The 19,101-nt window shown below is 41.4% G+C and carries 15 protein-coding genes; all 15 read left to right on the top strand.

The features are described from left to right. Positions 1-494 precede the first annotated feature (494 nt). Positions 495-869, top strand: a complete 375-nt coding sequence (locus tag QMN38_RS24805; protein ID WP_032174571.1) for a hypothetical protein — start codon at positions 495-497, stop codon at positions 867-869. A gap of 17 nt (positions 870-886) precedes the next feature. Further along, positions 887-2,650, top strand: a complete 1,764-nt coding sequence (locus QMN38_RS24800) for a polysaccharide biosynthesis/export family protein (protein ID WP_103798363.1) — start codon at positions 887-889, stop codon at positions 2,648-2,650. A 54-nt stretch (positions 2,651-2,704) separates the two neighbouring features. After that, complete coding sequence (locus QMN38_RS24795; protein ID WP_103798364.1) at positions 2,705-3,505, top strand: ABC transporter permease; 801 nt, start codon at positions 2,705-2,707, stop codon at positions 3,503-3,505. Between the two features lie 10 nt (positions 3,506-3,515). Continuing rightward, positions 3,516-4,166 carry an ABC transporter ATP-binding protein gene (locus QMN38_RS24790; RefSeq protein WP_223042423.1) on the top strand — a complete coding sequence of 217 codons (651 nt, stop codon included), beginning with the start codon at positions 3,516-3,518 and terminating at the stop codon, positions 4,164-4,166. Positions 4,167-4,180: 14 nt separating this feature from the next. Further along, positions 4,181-5,383 (top strand): sugar transporter, encoded by a 1,203-nt coding sequence (locus QMN38_RS24785; protein ID WP_182279832.1) that lies wholly within the window; start codon positions 4,181-4,183, stop codon positions 5,381-5,383. A gap of 130 nt (positions 5,384-5,513) precedes the next feature. Beyond that, complete coding sequence (locus QMN38_RS24780) at positions 5,514-7,277, top strand: sulfotransferase family protein (RefSeq protein ID WP_323579283.1); 1,764 nt, start codon at positions 5,514-5,516, stop codon at positions 7,275-7,277. Beyond that, entirely contained in the window at positions 7,278-9,119 is a 1,842-nt protein-coding gene (locus QMN38_RS24775) for a hypothetical protein (RefSeq protein WP_323579282.1), read from the top strand. A 47-nt stretch (positions 9,120-9,166) separates the two neighbouring features. After that, complete coding sequence (locus QMN38_RS24770) at positions 9,167-11,179, top strand: glycosyltransferase family 2 protein (protein ID WP_323579281.1); 2,013 nt, start codon at positions 9,167-9,169, stop codon at positions 11,177-11,179. 54 nt (positions 11,180-11,233) lie between these two features. After that, the gene (gene glf, locus QMN38_RS24765; protein WP_323579280.1) at positions 11,234-12,331 is read left to right on the top strand and encodes a UDP-galactopyranose mutase; all 1,098 of its coding nucleotides are present in this window, start codon (positions 11,234-11,236) and stop codon (positions 12,329-12,331) included. A 227-nt stretch (positions 12,332-12,558) separates the two neighbouring features. Next, positions 12,559-14,247, top strand: a complete 1,689-nt coding sequence (locus QMN38_RS24760) for a hypothetical protein (protein ID WP_323579279.1) — start codon at positions 12,559-12,561, stop codon at positions 14,245-14,247. Continuing rightward, positions 14,244-14,639: an HAD hydrolase family protein gene (locus tag QMN38_RS24755; RefSeq protein WP_323579278.1), complete on the top strand. Its 396-nt coding sequence runs from the start codon at positions 14,244-14,246 to the stop codon at positions 14,637-14,639. The genes QMN38_RS24760 and QMN38_RS24755 overlap by 4 nt, the downstream gene beginning before the upstream one ends. After that, a complete protein-coding gene (locus QMN38_RS24750; protein WP_323579277.1) occupies positions 14,636-16,264 on the top strand; it encodes an aminoglycoside phosphotransferase family protein in 1,629 nt (542 codons plus the stop codon). The genes QMN38_RS24755 and QMN38_RS24750 overlap by 4 nt, the downstream gene beginning before the upstream one ends. A gap of 3 nt (positions 16,265-16,267) precedes the next feature. Beyond that, positions 16,268-17,014, top strand: a complete 747-nt coding sequence (locus QMN38_RS24745; RefSeq protein WP_323579276.1) for a glycosyltransferase family protein — start codon at positions 16,268-16,270, stop codon at positions 17,012-17,014. Positions 17,015-17,044: 30 nt separating this feature from the next. Continuing rightward, positions 17,045-17,692, top strand: a complete 648-nt coding sequence (locus tag QMN38_RS24740; RefSeq protein WP_323579275.1) for an acyltransferase — start codon at positions 17,045-17,047, stop codon at positions 17,690-17,692. A 173-nt stretch (positions 17,693-17,865) separates the two neighbouring features. Further along, positions 17,866-19,035: a nucleotide sugar dehydrogenase gene (locus tag QMN38_RS24735; protein WP_323579274.1), complete on the top strand. Its 1,170-nt coding sequence runs from the start codon at positions 17,866-17,868 to the stop codon at positions 19,033-19,035. The last annotated feature ends 66 nt before the right edge of the window (positions 19,036-19,101 follow it).

The raw sequence follows: 19,101 nt of genomic DNA, 5'->3' as shown, positions 1-19,101 counted from the left end.
CTGATAGAAACAGAAGCCACTGGAGCACCTCAAAAACACCATCATACACTAAATCAGTAAGTTGGCAGCATCACCCACTATCAGAAACTAATGTCCAATATACGCTTTTGCCACCCCCACCAGAGTTAATAGTCTTTCGGACTTTTCCCCTTTTTCAGAGCTGATTTCTGAAATTTGAAATGACACAATCTGCAAATTAATGTAATCTTCGCCACACAAAAACACTTTCATGAATAATAAAAAACGATTTAGTTGTTTACTGAATAGTTTTTTTATGGCAGCACCCTAAAGCAAATTGAACACTTTCTAACCGGAAAATGTCATTTTCCGTGCGGTAGCCTACCTTTTTTTTGCCCTTTATTGCTTCACTTCCTCAGCTATGCGCCTCTGCTCCCTGGCCTTCGGGTCAACTTTTTGGGCAATATAAACAGTCGGGTACCTACGAATTTTTATATTCACACGCCAGGTTCCGAATACATGGAAAATATTTACAAATGAAGAACGCAACTCGCCTTCTGGTGATTTCGCTCGCCCTCATCCTGAGTGGCTGTGCATATTCCCCGAAGCAGGTTGAAGCCTCAAGACCGCTTGTAAATCAAGCCGCTTCGACCGATCTCCACGCTATGGCAGCTAACCTGCAACAACCTCTGAACACCCTGCCGCAGGGCGCTACTCTTAGCGCCAATGGCACCACCTTTACCCTGGGTCAGCGCTATGTCTCTGCCCTGGGGCTGGAATGCATTGAACTGCTGCGTAACCGTAACTACAACCAGTCGCAGCGCGGCGTGACCTGCAAGAACGGTGATACCTGGTATCTGATACCGCAACTGGAACAGGCATCTGCCAGCAACTTGCTTGCCGTTCAATAATTTTGAAGAGAAATGTTGTGAAGATAACGAAATTTCGGCAATTGAGTGCCATTCTACTGCTGGCCTGCGCCTCTTGCGCCGCCATTGCCGCCCCTTCTAAGGAAGATGCTCAGGCCTTTGGAATGAACACCCCGGCAGATACCGGCGACGGCCGACTGCAACTCGGCGGTGACCAGGCGATGAGCGGTCAGGCGAACACCTCCTCTACCACCGGGACTTTTACGCAGCAAAACCGCCAGGGCATGTTACTGCCGGGCGAGTCCGACGTGCGTAAATTACTCCCGCAGTCCGAGTCCGGTCTGCCCCCTCCTTACGGTGCCAACCTGTTTGCCGGTGGCTATGAAACCGAGCGCAGCGACGGTCTGACTGATAATTACCTGATCGCTCCCGGCGATAAGCTGAATATCTGGATCTGGGGCGCAGTCAATTTCTCCAACGTCGTCACCGTTGATAATCAGGGTAATATTTTTATCCCTGATGTCGGGCCGATTAATGTAAAAAACGTAGCGGCAAGTAAAGTCAATAACTTAGTCACCAGCCACATCAGTGAAGTATTTACCAATAACGTTAATGTTTACGTAAATTTACTTACGGCAACGCCGGTCAGCGTATTTGTGACCGGCCCGGTGATCCGTCCGGGGCAATATGCCGGCCAGTCTTCCGACAGCGTGCTCTATTTCCTGAAACGCGCAGGCGGTATCGACTCCGATCGCGGCAGCTACCGTCATATTAAGGTATTGCGTCAGAACCGGGTCATTCAGCAGATCGACCTGTACGAGTTTATGCAGCAGGGCAAAATGCCGAAGCTGGCGCTGAAGGATCAGGACGTGATCCTGGTTGAACCGCAGGGGCCGATGATCAACGTGGCCGGTAAAGTGCGCAACCCGTTCCGCTTCGAGTTAAAGAACAGCAGCGCGCTGGGCTCCGAGCTTATCGATTACGCCCTGCCGCTCGCGAAGGTGAGCCACGTGGGCGTGATTGGCGATCGCGCCAGCGGCCCGTTCTCGGTCTATATGCCGTATAAAGATTTTGATCGCATTCAGCTGAGCGACGGCGACAAAGTGCTGTTCAACGACGATATGCATGCCCAGGTTTACGACGTGCAGGTGATGGGCAGCTACCGTGGGCCATCTTATTTCACCGTGCGTAAAGAGACCCGACTGCACGATCTGCTTAACCATATTCCGATTGACCCGAACATGGCAGATTACGGCTCGATCTACATCATGCGTAAGAGCGTGGCCGCGCGGCAGAAAGAGATGCTGGAAGACTCCCTGAACCGCCTGGAGCGCAGCGTGTTTACCGCGCCAGCAAATTCCGACGGTGAGGCTTCCATTCGTACCAAAGAAGCCGAGCTGGTGATGCGCTTCGTGGAAAAAGCCCGCAAGATCCAGCCGCTGGGGAAAGTGGTGGTGTCGGATAAGGGCGTGATTGCCAACATCCTGCTGGAACAGGGCGACCAGATTGTGATCCCGAACAAGACCGACCTGATTCAGGTAGGTGGCGAAGTGATGATGCCGCAGGCGGTGGTCTACAACAAAAGCGCCACCCTGGAAGACTATGTGGCCTGGGCGGGCGGCTTTACCGACCGTGCGAACGACCAGCGTATTGCGGTGGTACACGCTAACGGGCTGATGGAGTTTAAAGACGGCGGTGATGTGATGGCAGGCGATCAGATTCTGGTCATGCCGAAAGTGGACAGCAAAATGATGCAGTCCATCAAAGATATTACCCAGGTCATCTATCAGGTTGCCGTGGCGGCCAACGTGGTCCTGAATTAACCCTTATAGCGGGCTCGCCTCATCGCGGGCCCGTTCTGTTATATCGGCCTTCTCATGCTTAAACCTGTTCTCAATCAAACGCCCCGCAGCTCGTTCCAGGTGCTGCGTGATGTAACGTTTGGCCTGCTTATACGTGAACTGAAAACACGATTTGGGAGTTACCGACTGGGGTATGCCTGGGCGCTGTTGGATCCGCTGTTGATGATTGGTCTGTTTAGTGCGATTTTCGGGATGCGCGGGCACAGTGGTTTTGGTGGCGCGCCTGCACCACTCTTTATTACTGCAGGCTATTTACCGTTTATCTTTTTTAAGAATGTGGTTAATAAGCTGCAATCGGCAGTCAATGCTAACAAAGGGTTGTTCTGCTATCGGCAAGTGACGCCCTTTTCCACCTTTATCGCTCGTTTTATTCTCGAAACCATTGTTGGCATGATGGTTGGGGGTATTCTGATTTTGGGGTTACTGTGGTTTGGTTTTGATGCCGTACCTAATGATCCGTTGCAAGTCATTCTTATCTATATGCTACTAATGATTTTTTCGTTTTCATTGGGCATCGTCTTTTGCATTACGGGCAACTTAGTTAACGAGGCCGAAAAATTCCTCGGTTTGTTGATGATGCCGTTAATGTTTATCTCCTGCGTTATATATCCCCTGGCAAGTATCCCGGCACAGTATCAACACTGGTTTTTATGGAACCCCCTGGTACACGCCCTTGAGCTAATACGCTCTGGCTGGATTGCTGGCTACGTTAGCCCGAACGCCAGTTGGACATATCTGTTTGGGGTGACACTGGTACTGCTAACGTTTGCTATGAGTAGCTATCGCCTAAGCCATCGCCGACTGATTGCCAGCTAAGGGGGATAGCATGATTGTTCTGGAAAACGTCTCTAAGTATTACCCCACCAAATTTGGCCGCAATTATGTTTTGCGTGATGTGAGTATTACGCTGCCACGCGATCGCAATATCGGAATTTTGGGTATCAACGGCGCGGGTAAATCCACACTGCTTCGCCTGCTGGGCGGGATGGACATGCCCAACAAGGGCAAGGTCACCCGCTACTGCCGTGTCTCCTGGCCTCTCGCTTTGGGTGGAGGATTTCAGGGAAGTATGACCGGGCGGGAAAACACCCGCTTTGTTTGCCGTATTCATGGCGTGCGCGATACACAGGCGATTGAGGAGTGGGTAAAAGAGTTTTCGGAAATCGGTCAGCATTTTGAGCTGCCGATTAAAGGCTACTCCAGCGGGATGAGATCGAAATTTTCTTTTGCTGTAAGTATGGCCTTTGATTTTGATATCTATCTTACTGACGAAATCATGTCTGTTGGCGATGCCCGTTTTAAACAAAAATGCATTGATACGTTTAACCATAAGCGTGAAACCGCCAGCCTTATTATGGTGTCGCATGATATGAAGAACTTACGTCAACAGTGTGACATGGGAATTTTGTTGCGCAATGGCAGCCTTGAGATCTTCGATAATATCGGTGATGCCATCCGTATTTATGAGAATTTATAACAAGCTAAAAAATCATGATTCAGTCAATTCGTTCCAACAAATCTTCCAAATTAATGCGCAAGCTGCATAAATTAAAAACGAAACCTAAACATTTCATTATCGATTCTAGTGGTTATCGTCTAGCTAAAAACTCTTGGCAACAGAGCCTTAAACTTGGCAGTTTTATGTGGGTAGTGGCATTTTTTGCTATTGCCGTAGCCTATTTTGGTTTCATTGCTTCGGATCGCTATGTAAGTAGAGCAGACATCGTCATCAAACAAGCCGACCAGATTAAAATGTTGCCTGATGCTTTATCGATGTTAGGTATAGGTGGCAGCAACCATGAGGATGTACTTTTAATCCAAGATTATCTCAAGTCTGCAGATTTACTCAGAAAACTGGACAAGGAGTTGGGTCTAAAAGCCCATTACCAAAGCCACAAAGTGGATTATTTTTCACGACTACCTGAGGATGTTAGTCAGGAAGATTTCATTGAATACTATCGCGATCATTTAACATTACGCTTGGATGAACTGTCGGGTGTACTTACAATTGAGTTACAGGCATTTGACCCTGCTTATGGTCAACGCGTAGTAAGCCTAATGCTGAAAGAATCAGAAAGTTTTATCAATAAGCTCGGACATCAGGTTGCACTGGAACAACTGGCCTTTGTTGAAAAAGAGGTTAATCGCGCCTATCAGCGGGTTCAGGATGAAAAAGCTAAGGTGTTAGATTTTCAGAACAAACATAATTTGATAAGCCCTGAATCGACCAGTTCAGCCCGTTTGGGTGTGGTCAGCCAGATTGAAGGTGAACTGGCGAGCCAGCAAGCGCAACTGAAACAACTGCAAAGCTATATGAAAGACACGGCTCCTGCAGTGATTTCAGTTAAGGCCAGAACAGAGGCCTTGACTGAGCAACTGGCACAGGAAAAAGCCAGACTGACAGGAACAGACCAGAATGCAATGAACGAAGTTACCGCCCGTTATATGGATGTTCAAACCCAGGCTACTCTTGCTGCTGATATTTATAAGACAGGTTTAATTAGCCTGGAGCAAGCCAGAGTCGAGGCATATCGTAAACTTAAACATCTACTAGTTATTAGTCAGCCTACTTTGGCAGAAGACGCTGAATACCCGCGACGACTTTATAATCTTGCCACCATCGGCGTCATTCTGTGCCTGCTCTATGGCCTGATTGTAATGGGCCTGGCTACCTTGCGAGAACATCAGGACTGATAAGTTAATTTATCGTACTTTATGCATATTTAAGAATGCGAGTTTCAAACATCCTTTCTCAGAGTCAATAACATGGCTCTTACGCCTCAAACAGAACACAGCATCGCTACACGTTGATTTAGGAGCCTCAGTGAATCGTATACTTATTGTAGGACACCCAAGCTCGGGTTATAAGGAAGTGGAAGAGATTTTACAGCAGCGAGGAATGACCTCTGCGCTACCCTCTCGACGTGATGCGCTACTGCCACAAGATATTACTGCCACCCTATGTAAAGTACACAAGGTGCCCGATATTGATAATGTGACAGCAGAAGAAGAAATTAAGCCTCTCCAGGTCGCACCCGTATGGCATGGTATGGCATTAGATTTGATGCTAGGTAATCTTGAGCAGAATTTATGGGGATGGGCTGACCCTCAATCAATATATTCGCTGGATTATTGGTGCCAACTGGATGATAACTTAACTTTTGTTCTCGTTTATGATACCCCACAGCAAGCACTCATGGAAGCTTCTACAAAGCATAAGGACCTCTCAGGTAAAACGATCGAACATAATATTAATAACTGGATGGCATATAACGGTGCGCTTCTGGCATTTTACCTGCGAAACCGTAACAGATGCCTTATGGTCAGTGCTCAGCAAGTTAAACGAAATTCAGAGGCCTATTTACAGCAGCTTCAGCCATTATTGAATACACCACTGTTATCTATGTCTGAAGGCGCATCACAGGAAATAGCTTATTTTGTTACATCCGATGAAAGTCCATATTCAGCACAGACCAGATATCCCGTATTGCCGGAAAATAAGTTGAAAGAAATCGCTAACCTTGCGGGTCTGGATGTGAAAGAAACGCAAGATTTTCTTCAAGAGAATATCGTTGAAAGTTTTTTACTTGAACAATTACTTTCAGAATATCCAGCATGTCAACGTCTCTATTCTGAATTACAGTCTGCAGCTAATCTCCCATTGCAAACCGATCATCGAGAAAAAAACGATCCGGCCAAAATATGGAAAAAAATGGTTCAGCAGCGGATGCGGAGCGCAGAATTAGCTACGGGATTATACCAAGCTTATTTAAGTATGAATGAATCTCTGGTAAGCGATATTTTAATACAAAATCAAGAATGTGAGGTATTGTTATCTCAATTACATCAAGTTCAAGAAGAACTTGAACGCCAGTACCTGATAAAAGAAGATTTAGAAAATCTCAAAACGCAACAGAGTACGAAACTTCAGTACCAGATTTCGTTGACTAGAAAAAAAGAAGAAGAATTATCGCTCCTAATAAAGAAAGTGGCTGAAATACAAAAACAACTAGATATATCAAAGACAAAAATTCGCTTAATTGAAGAAGAGAAAAATATATTAAATAAATCTCTAAACGATGCCAAAAAGCAACTTACTACACTCAAAGCAACTGAACAGAAAAAAATTGAAAAAACCCAAGGGGAGAATGAACTTTTATTGTCACAGCTGCATGCTGTGCAAGAAGAACTGGAACGCTATTATTTAGAAAATAACAAACTTAAAGCACAGCAATCTCCAGTACTTTATGGTGCAGCAGAGCGTATTAAGCAGGAACTCGGCTATCGCCTGGGTGCAATTATGATAAAGAACTCAAATTCTCTTACCGGTTGGCTAGGAATGCCTAAGGCGCTTGCCGCTGAGCGTCGCGCATGGCATCAATTTAATAGCAGTCAGCCTCAAAAAAACCTCCCACCAGTGACTGTTTACCGTGATGCTCATGAGGCGGAACGCGTTAAACGCCACCTTTCATATCAGCTTGGTGAGGTTTTAATACGCAGCGAGGGTTCGCTCTTAAGGTGGGTAAAATTGCCCTTTGCTTTACATCGTTCGGTGCGGCAATTCCGTCATCAGCGCAAGGGGACATAAATGAAGGAAAACTTATTACAATATGAACTTCATGCTTCAACCTGGCTTGAAGTGCTTAGTACGGTATACCCTATTACTGGCGTCATGATCATTGGCGCAGGAACAGGAAACGGCCCATGGGTTGAATGGTTGTACCAACGAACAATTAGTCAAGTATGGGTGATTGAAGGGGAACAGAAACAATATCAACATTTGCAGCGTAATTTTCCCTCCAGAGAGGGATGGATGCTTCATAACGAGATTATTGTACCGGACGAGCAAACAACGTACTTTTATCAAGCTAGTAATCCATGGGAAAGTGGCCTGATAGACCCATCTCTACTGACTTCAATATGGCCAAATTTACATAGTCTCAATCGCGAACCCGTAAACGATGGGATAACCTTGAAGACATTTGTTCAGAAATATACGACTTCGGTTAACTGGCTAATAATTGATTGCTTACCTGCTGCTCCTTTGTTTGAGAGGGCACAGGAGCAAATCACTCAACTTGATATTGTTATAGTACGTGTGCTTCTTAACGACAACCCCCTCTCAGCCAGCCTGGCTCAGGTTGATTCAGTACTGAGTAAAGCAGGTATGCGTCGTTTACAACTCTTATCTGAGCGCCATCCAGATCTGGCTTATGCCATTTATATAAAAGATCAATTGGCGCTTCAGGCAGGAATGGCCAAAGAAATTGCACAATTGCAACATCAATTATTGCAGGCAGACAATACAATCCAATCGTTACGTGAAAATTATGAGTTGCAAGTAGAAAAAATAAAATCTCAGGTTCAACAAGAAGAGATTCAGCAACTTAAAAATGAATGTACAACACAGACTCAGATTCTGTTAAAAATAGAAGCCCTTCATGAAACTGCGCAGTCCACCCAAAAGCGTGGTATAGAACAAGTCATCTCGGCGCTCGATGAATTGCATCATCAAGGCAATACTGAAAATGAATTATTGAAATCATTGGCGATTCAATTTGATTCGGAAAGTATCAAACGTAAAGAAGAAAATGATCTTTTAATTTCACAAAATAGTGCTGGACAAGAAAAGCACTATCAAATTATTGAAAAGATATTAGCTCTTACTACCGAACAATCCCTCCAACAGGAAAAACGTCATAAAGAATGGCCGTCAGTTTTGAAAAGAGAATTGAATAATAAACTTGTAAATACCGCTCGGCAAATTGAGTCCTTCATTGCAATTCAAAATTATCTGTCCACCGGCGAAGGTATTGCCAGTTTCCATGGATGGCCTATCAGCGCTGATATAGGTTTGTTCCTCTTAGAAAAAATGAAGGAACGGCAATATGATGCGATTATTGAATTTGGAAGTGGCACATCAACTCTATTAATGGCGAAGGCATTAAGAGCACTCAATCTCGACAAAAATATTACTTATAAATCAATAATTACATTCGAGCATAATGAAGAGTACTTCTTAAAAACACAAAATCAGTTGGCTCTTCATAAAGTTGAAAACTTAGTAAATCTTTGTTTGGTACCGCTTAAAGAATGGAGCGACGCTACAGGGAATTATCGCTATTACGATTGTGAAGATACTTTGGAAAATTTATCTAAACAATTACATGGCGATAAGAAAAAGATTCTAGTTTTGGTCGATGGTCCACCTGGTGATACCTGCGCTCATGCTCGTTATCCAGCAGCACCGTTCTTACTCAATTTGAGCAAGGAACATGAAATTGATTGGATTTTAGATGATGCATATCGCCCAGAAGAAATGGGCTCCGCCAATTTATGGAAAGATATTTGGACTGAGAATGGCATTCCGTTTACCGATGATTTCATCAAAAATGAAAAAGGAATGTATGTTTCATCAACCAATAAATAAAAATTTTCGTAATAAAATGCATACAGCAAAGTTATAAAGGAAGAAAAGTGAGTTTGATAAACGGAAATAAATACTTAAAAAGCGGCAATTATGATTTAGCCTTAATTGAGTATAATAAAATACATTCTGACAGCCCTCTCTATCCTCAAGCTAAGTTTAATATAGAAAGGATGAAGAGTCTTGGTTTTACTACGGAAAAGAAAGTCGAAAAACCAGTAACAAAAAATACGACTCAACCATTGCTTTCAATTGTGATGCCAGTTTTTAATGTTGGCCCTTATTTAGATGCCAGTATTCTTTCTGTTCTATCACAGACGCTGGAAGATTTTGAATTAATTATTGTCAATGATGCATCAACCGATAATGGTAAAAACATTATTGAGATGTATCAAAATATTGACAGTAGAATAAAATTTATTAATTTAAACTTCAATACACTTGGTGGAGCGGGTATTCCAAGCAACATTGGTATCAATGCTGCCCAAGGTAAATATATCGGATTTGTTGATAGTGATGACTGGGTTGTAAATGATGCTTTTGAAAAATTGGTTACGGAAGCAGAAAAATTCAATGCTGAATTAGTCATTGGTGATTTCAATACGTTTAATGAAGATAATCGTGTCGTTAGCCCTGCATATGATAAAGGCAGATGGGCTAATATTCCATTAAATGAGATTACCTCTGGTTTTAAATGCGCTGACCTTTTCAGGATGTCTCCTGTACCATGGCGCAAACTTTACCTCACAAACTTCATGAAGAAGAAAAAAATTGCCTATCCAGAGGGTGATTATTTTTATGAGGATAATCCACTACACTGGTTTGTGTTATCTGAAGCAGAGCGAGTCGTAATTATAGATAAAGTAATTAGTTATCACAGGATGGCTCGCGAAGGACAGACAATGAGTTCTTCTTCATACAAACTAGGGGCGATTTCATCACATATTAACACTACTGCGAATTTCTTATTGCAGCAGAAAATAAAAAACCAGTTAGTATTTGATGAGTTTTATGACTATTGTTATCGAACCGGTTGGATTGCTGATAATCAACCAGACATCATGACAAAAAACATCCTTAAACGCAGACTGTATGATATTTATAACAAAACTAAGAAGGCTTTGCCTCCTGCTAAACTCAGGGACAACTTTTTAAAAAGATTTAACGAATATAACGAAGCTTATCCTCAATTAGATTTGACAGTTGTAATACCGGTTTATAATTGTGAAGACCTGATTGCAGAAAGTATTGATTCTGTCTTAAAACTTTCCAAATTAAAATTTGATGTTCTTATTGTCGATGATGGTTCTACTGATGGTACTGCTACCATTTGCCAACGATATGCTGATAAATATAATAATGTTAATTTTTATCAACAAGGGAACAAAGGGGCGGGGCGAGCCCGTAATTCAGTAATTCCCCTGTGTACCGGCCGATACACCTTCTTCCTCGATGCTGATGATATTATAAACGCCGCAGCACTAGAAAAGGCGGTAGTGCAAGCAACGATAAAAGATGCTGACTTGCTGTTTATGAAATATCGAATTGATTTCTTCGAGGAAAATAAATCCCGTGGAATGTTTGGTTCCGATGAAAAATTATGGGAATCATTTAAATCGGTGGGAGACGTCAATGAAATCAGGAGTGCCGTAGCAGCATTGATCAATTATCCATGGAACCGGATAATCAAGACGGAGCTGTTACACGACGAAAATATTTTCTTTGGCCCAACTGTTGTACACAACGATATCCCATATCATTGGCATAGTGTTATTACGGCTAAAAATATAGCTTATACCGATGAGGAAGTCTGCACTCATCGAAAATTTACAGCCAGAAATCAAATTACCAATATTTCAGATGATCGTCGTCTTATGGTATTTGAAGCATTACGCTATACACAGGAGAGGATTATACAATACCCTCAATTTTCATACATAAAGTCACAGTGGGTTACATTTAGCTGTGGTTTAATCGAGTGGGCCAAATCGAGAGTGCCCGAACACTTACAGAAATTATTCGACGAGTATAAGCAAGAATTTATTAAAAACCTCCCCAACTAAACGACATCCCCCTTGGTCTTGCCAGGGGGTAACCTAATAAATAGAGAGATTATAATGTACGATTATCTGATTGTAGGCGCTGGGCTGTTTGGTAGTACTTTTGCTCGTTTGGCAACCGATGCAGGTAAAAAATGCTTGGTCATTGATAAGCGAGACCATATTGCCGGAAATTGCTACACAGAGGCAACCCATGGCATTCATCAGCATGTGTTTGGACCTCATATCTTTCACTGCAATGACGATAAAATATGGTCTTTTGTAAATCGATTTGCCACATTTAATAATTTTGTCAACCGACCTATCGCTATTCATAATGGTAAAGCCTATTCATTGCCATTTAGCATGTATACATTCAACGCTATGTGGGGGGTGCTGACGCCAGAGGAGGCCATCGCCAAGATTGAATCCCAACGCTTGAAGTTAGATCGTGAGCCCGAGAACCTTGAGGAACAAGCGCTTAGCCTGGTAGGTACCGATATATACAATGCCCTTATCCGCGACTATACCAAGAAGCAATGGCAAAAAGATCCCAAGGAGTTACCGGCCTCTATCATCAAACGCCTGCCGGTTAGAATGACGTGGGATAATAATTACTTTTTCGATAAGTATCAGGGCATCCCCATTGGCGGTTATACAGCCATGTTTGCAAAAATGCTGGAAGGTATTGAAGTTAAGACGAGCACTGACTACTTTGCGGACAAGGCATATTGGGATGGTTTGGCAGATAAGGTCGTCTTTACCGGTAAAATCGATGAATACTATGATTTCCAGTTTGGGGAGCTGGAATATCGAGCCTTGAAGTTCGAAAGCGAAACGCTGCCAGTGAATAATTATCAGGGCAACGCGGTGATTAACCATAACTCTGCGGATGTTCCCTGGACCAGGATCATTGAACATAAGCACTTTGATCAAGCAAGTGCCGAGGAGGGTGTCACCATTGTTACCAAAGAAACTCCTGATACCTGGTCCAGAGAAAAAACGCCATATTATCCTGTTGGGGATAAAACCAATTCTGAGTTGTTTACAAAATATGATGAATTGGCCAAAAAAGATAAAAAAGTTATTTTTGGCGGGCGACTGGCCGAGTATCGTTACTATGATATGCATCAAGTTATTGATTCTGCATTTTCAAAGTTCAAAAGTAACTTATAACTGCGATAAGCATGCTTATTTATATATATAATTAATCGTGATTACCCATGATCCGCAGCCACTGTGAACAAAGTGCCGCAGCAAGACTCAAAAGAGTTTATTCTGGTCTGTTCTAATGACCCTTTAGAGGGGAAAAGAGACGACTACGGCCAAACAGAACCCAGTTTTCTGTGAGTTTCGCAGCATGGCTGAGCTTAGTGGGTAATCACGTAATTAATAGGGTCTATATGAACACAGTGGTAAAGTTACACGATAAAATTAATAAGTCTTTGAATAATTGGAAATTTAAAGATGCATGTAGTTATCATGAAGAAATGCTACAGTATTCATTTGAATATATTTCAGAATATATAAAATTACTTACTGAATTTGGCAAATTGGATGCAATACACCGCTTACTTGACAGACATGGATTTTTATCTATTAACGAAAACAGCCAATTCTCACAGCAAGCACAGCATAATGACATTTTCTTTTGCATCAAATTTATAAAAGAACTTTATATTCCAAGTAAACATCTCGTAACCAACGACAAGAATATTATTCTGCTGCATTTATCTCAACAAAAAGACAAATACGAGCTGTTAAAATACCTAGATGAAAACATTAATCAGATTTTAAACACTAGTTTAAGCGAGCAAGATGAGTTAATTTTTAATTTCGCACTAAATAGTTTAATATCGGCTAAGCTAATTTCTTGTGATCTTGGTATAAAAATAGCCTCAATATTAATTGAAATGCCTAATGTAAGCACCTTGAGGAAAAAGTATATTTTATCATCAATGATAGATTATTTTTCCTCACGCGAGGAAAATATTTTCTTCAAACTTAAGGAACGTCAATACAATCACTTGCAGAAAATTGCATTTCAATTAAATAAATTTTTCGATGATAATGGCGCAAAAAAATATTATCTGAAATTTAACAATGCAATTATCAATACTAACGATGTTAGATTAAGAAATAAGAGTAAACCTAGACCTAAAATTGCTGTATGTATATCAGGTTTATTTCGAGGTGATGCTCTAGCAATTCAAAGCCTTCAAGAAAATATTATTTCCCCACTCAATGCTGATGTTTTTATACACACTTGGGATACTTGGCATCCTTGGGCTGGATTGTGTGGAGGTTCATCTTCTTTCTGGGCATGGCGATTATTCGGAAGTAATGCACAAAAACATTGTCCAAACTATTTAAAAGATTTTAATAACTTTAAAAAGTACTTTCCAAAATCAGCCCAAATTATTGACACACCGGTCACGGCTCCACTTACCGCAGACTTTTTAAACTCAATCATTAGTTCAACCACATTCAAAATTGATAATGAATCAGACTTCATGAAGTCGTTAGGCAGCAATATTGATGCCTTTACGCTTCGAAATAATCATAATCAGGCGAAAATGTTTTATGGTATTTATGCGTCGACACAACTGATGATCGCTCATGAAAAAGAAAATGATTTTCAATATGACTATGTTATTAGAGCCCGCGCAGACAGTGCCATGGTAAACAAGCTATCTTATGAATTCTTAATGAAGTTGAATGATAATGAGTTAGCTGTGGAAATGCATCCTGAAATAGGCCCAACGGATCACTACTATGTTTCAAAAAGAAACGTTCATGTTAAAATTTCTGAATTATGGAAAGCATCAATGGCATCGGAGCAACTGTCTCCATTTGAGTTCTTTCCAAGATATGACTCTCATTCACTTATGTACTTATGGATGATAATTAATTGCATCATTCCAGTGACACCACCGGTGAAAATGGGCATCGGGACGGCGTCATCAAATGCACAACCGCCAAAAAATTTATATGATGCATTAGCATATGACTTACAACACACGGCAAAGCATTTAGAAAATGATGAGGAAGTTATAGCATTCCTTCAATACTTATACGGATTCACTAAATGAAATCATTGGTAATTGACTTAGATGGTACATTAACTATTGATGCCGAGTCATCTTATCCTGATAAACCGGCTAATATGGATGTGATAAATAAACTCAAAGAATATAAAAAGCTCGGATTCAAAATTACAATTTTAACCAGCAGAAATATGCGGACGTATGATGGCAATATAGGGAAGATCAATGTACATACCCTTCCCATTATCACTGCATGGCTTGAACGGCATGAAGTCCCCTATGATGAAATAGTGTTAGGTAAACCATGGTGTGGTTTTGATGGATTCTATATTGATGACAAATCGATCAGGCCATCAGAATTTGCCTCCTTAAGTTACGACGAGATAAGAAGTTTACTCGCAAGGGAAAACCCTTTTAAGGATGGGGGAAATAAATGATACTGATTACATCGGCGGCCTATGTTGAACACGAGTTTGTGACTGAAATAGGTTTAATTCCACCCAGTTTTCTTCCAGTACAAAATCGAAGGTTGTATGAATTGCAGGTCGAGTTCTTACGATCGCAAAATCTAGACGAAGATATTTACCTGTCAGTTCCTGAAAGTTTTAACATAAATTCATATGATGCAGTAAAAATTAAAAATTTAGGTGTAAGGATCATCAGAGTACCTGACGATATTTCTCTGGGTGAGTCGATTCTCTACAGTTGGAATACTACGGCTAGCTATCATGATACTTTTAAAATATTACACGGCGACACTTTTTTTATTAACATGACATTATCAAGCCATAATGAACTAAGTGTGCATGAAAATAGAGGTTTTTATAAGAGAGCATCTATAAAAAAACTGCATAATCCAAGCACCAACTTGGAGGAAAGTCATACTAATACAGAATGGATGAAAGATAACAACCTTGTCCTTTCTGGGTATTTTTCGTTCAATGAACCGTTATTTTTTATAAAATCCCTTATTGAAAATAAATTTGATTTTGTCAAGTCAATTTATACATACCACAATGCACATTCGATGGACTTAAATTCATCAGGACAATGGCTAGACCTTGGTCACATCAATAGTTTTTTTAACTCTAGAACATATTTAACTACTCAAAGAGTTTTCAATGACCTGAAAATATCAAAACGTATTGTTTTTAAGAAATCTAGCACGAAAGGCAAGAAGATATATGCTGAAGGGAATTGGTTTAACACTATCCCACCTAGTATGAGACTTCATGTCCCACAACTACTTTCGTTGATAAAAGGTGAAAATAACTATGAAAATTCTGAATATTGCTTAGAATATCTTTACCTTCTCCCACTTAGCGATCTTTTTGTTTTTGGTTCACTTCCTTTATCAAGCTGGGAAGAGATTCTTATTTCTATCAAGAATGTCATAAATGGGCTGCATAGCTATACGACAGATGATTGCTCGCTTGCATCACTTAATGAGCTTTATTTACATAAGACCCTTGAACGTTTAGACGAATACTCACAGATAAGTAGTGATAATCTCATTTTAGTTGACAAAAAATTTACCTATTCGACAGAACATGATCCATTAACCATTATTGAACTCGCAAAGAAAAGCGCAGCATTTATTAATAATGCAACAAAACATGATGTCTCAATAGTTCATGGTGATTTTTGCTTCAGCAACTTACTTTTTGATAGTAGAATCAGCGCTATAAAATGTATCGACCCAAGAGGTATTGATGCTGCGGGGAATTTGACTATCTATGGGGATCGGCGCTATGACTTAGCCAAGCTATATCACTCCGTCGTAGGATATTACGATCTTATTATTAGCGGACGTTATGATATCATCAAGAGTGAGGACCAATTTGATATAAAGTTTTTCCTTGATGAAGTCTATCAAGAAAGCATAGAGATAAAGTTTAAAGAAATTATACTTGCTGGTTTAGGTTATAGTGAAAATGAAATAGTTGCAATTACAATACACTTGTTCCTATCTATGCTGCCCTTACATTCAGATAGTCCAGATCGGCAAATAGCATTTATCGCTAACGCTTTCAGATTATACAAAAAATTAATTAAAGGATAGACAATGATTGTAATTCCGATGGCCGGTCTTTCATCACGCTTTAAAAAAGCTGGTTATGACAAACCTAAGTACATGCTGGAAGCACATGGAAAAACGCTTTTTAGTCACTCTGTCGGGAGTTTCCATAAATATTTTGATTCTGATAAATTTTTGTTTATCGCCCTTAATTCTGAAGATATACATCGCTTTATTTATTCAGAATGTATCAACTTGGGCATTAAAGATTTCGATATAGTAACCTTGGATAACCCTACTCTAGGGCAAGCCCAGACGGTTTTTCAAGGATTGATGTTTGCTAAAGTAGCAATGGAGGAAAAGTTACTCATCTTCAATATTGACACGATTAGACCTAATTTTACATATCCAGACAACTTTGATGTTACAGAAATTGATGGTTACTTAGAGACTTTTGTTGGAGAAGGTAATAATTGGAGTAATGTTCTCCCCGAGAATGAAAAAAATTTTACAGTTAAGTTGACCGCAGAAAAGAAAGAAATATCAAAATATTGTTGCACTGGAATTTATTTTTGGCGATATGCAAAAGATTTTATTCGTGTATTCACTGACTATCAGTGCTTGCTACCACAGGACCTCGATGCTGGTGAATACTATATTGCCCCCATGTTCAATACACTAATTGATGAGGGTTGTGATATTCGTTACAGCGTGATTTCAAATAACGATGTGATATTTTGCGGCATACCATCTGAGTATGAAGATTTCAAATCTTCTATGCCCTATCATGATTAAGAAAAACATTATTAACAAGGATTTATTTATATGACTGTTGAATTTGGTAAATTTTCATACAAGTTATTACTCGCTAATGGCGATGAAATAGAAAATCCAAAAATTGAAGGGCTAGATGTTGAATTTAAAGGCACTCAAGGTGGTGTTGTAGAAATAGAAGAAGGTGCCGTTTTTCATAATACAAAGATTTTTATCGGTAGTATGGGGCATGTTCATATCAAGAGGACACATCCTAGAGGAATTAGAAATACAAAAATTGAAATGGCTTGTTCATGTAAGTTCAAGACAGTATTTATAGATGAGGGATGTTCCATTGAAAGCTCACGTTTTTCAATGGTCAATGAACACAATTTGATTGTAAAAATTGGGAAGCATTGCATGTTAAGTTCTAATGTGTTGTTTAGAACAAGTGATGGGCATACCATTTTTGATATAAAAACTGGCACTGTTATAAATAAGTCAAAACCAATAATTTTGGGCGATCATATTTGGGTTGGAGCAAGCGCCACATTTTTAAAGGGTTCCACAATACCGAATAACTCTATTGTTGGCACTGGCTCCATAGTGTCTAAGCAATTTACTGAAGAATTCACCGCAATTGCTGGCATTCCCGCTGCTGTAGTAAAAAAGGGGATAGGTTGGGATCGTGCTCATATTCACACTTTTGAGCACAGTTAACAATTAAGTGTCTTGTGGTATTATCTTAATTAACAATACCGTAGGTGGTAGGTGTTATTGGGAGTTCACTGCTAAGTGGCTGACGATGAAACAACAAAGAATTCAACTAAGTCACACCCCAAGAATACTGCAGAATTCACTGAAATATTCAACTATTAAATAGACTCTAACCCATGAAAATTTCCATCGCCGGCACCGGCTACGTTGGTCTATCCAACGCGATTCTCCTCGCACAACATCACGATATTATTGCGCTGGATATCGAACAACATAAAGTTCAGTTGATCAACGACAAGATCTCTCCCATCGTTGACACTGATATTCAACACTATCTGACGAACTGCCCACTCAAGTTATCCGCGACGCTAGATAAACACGAAGCGTATAAGAATGCTGATTTTGTTATTATTGCCACCCCTACCGATTACGATCCGGTGACCAACTACTTTAATACCAGTTCGGTCGAAACGGTGGTGCGGGATGTGATGGCCATCAACCCTAACGCGGTGATGGTTATCAAATCGACAGTACCGGTCGGCTTTACCGAACGGCTCAAACGTGAGCTGGGTTGCGATAATCTGATCTTTTCGCCAGAGTTCCTGCGCGAGGGCAAGGCCTTATATGACAACCTTCACCCCTCCCGCATCGTGGTGGGTGAACGCAGTGAACGGGCTCAGCAGTTTGCTGATCTGCTCAAAGAGGGGGCGATCCGCAAGGATATTCCCGTGCTGTTGACCGACAGCACGGAAGCCGAAGCCATCAAGCTGTTTGCCAATACCTATCTCGCCATGCGAGTGGCCTATTTCAATGAGCTGGACACCTATGCTGCGGTACACGGTCTGGATTCTCGTCAGATTATCGAAGGGGTTGGCCTGGATCCCCGCATAGGCCGGCACTATAACAACCCCTCGTTCGGTTACGGTGGCTACTGCCTGCCGAAAGATACCAAACAGCTCTTGGCCAATTATCAGGACGTGCCGCAGAGCCTGATCCGGGCCATCGTGGATGCCAATACGACCCGCAAGGATTTTGTGGCCGACGATATTTTGCGCCGCAGCCCCAAGGTTGTCGGGATCTATCGGCTCATTATGAAAGCCGGCAGTGACAACTTCCGCGCCAGCAGTATCCAGGGTGTCATGAAGCGGCTCAAGGCCAAGGGGGTCGAGGTGATCGTGTATGAGCCGGTGTTGAAGGAAGAACATTTCTTTGGCTCACGAGTGGAGCGGGATCTCGACCTCTTGAAGCAACAGGCCGATGTGATTGTGACCAACCGTTCCGTCCCCGAACTGGCCGACGTCGATACCAAGGTCTACACCCGCGATCTCTTCGGGGTCGATGCCTAAGTCGGGACTTGCACCATGCTCAATCGTCTGCACTTCTTGTGGCGTTACCGGCAGAATCGTTACGCC

Origin of the sequence: Citrobacter sp. R-1.5.2 (assembly GCF_035064245.1) — a bacterium.
Lineage (GTDB): Bacteria > Pseudomonadota > Gammaproteobacteria > Enterobacterales > Enterobacteriaceae > Citrobacter.
The sequence above is the reverse complement of the archived record's forward strand: the minus strand, read 5'-3'. Positions and strand labels throughout refer to the sequence as shown.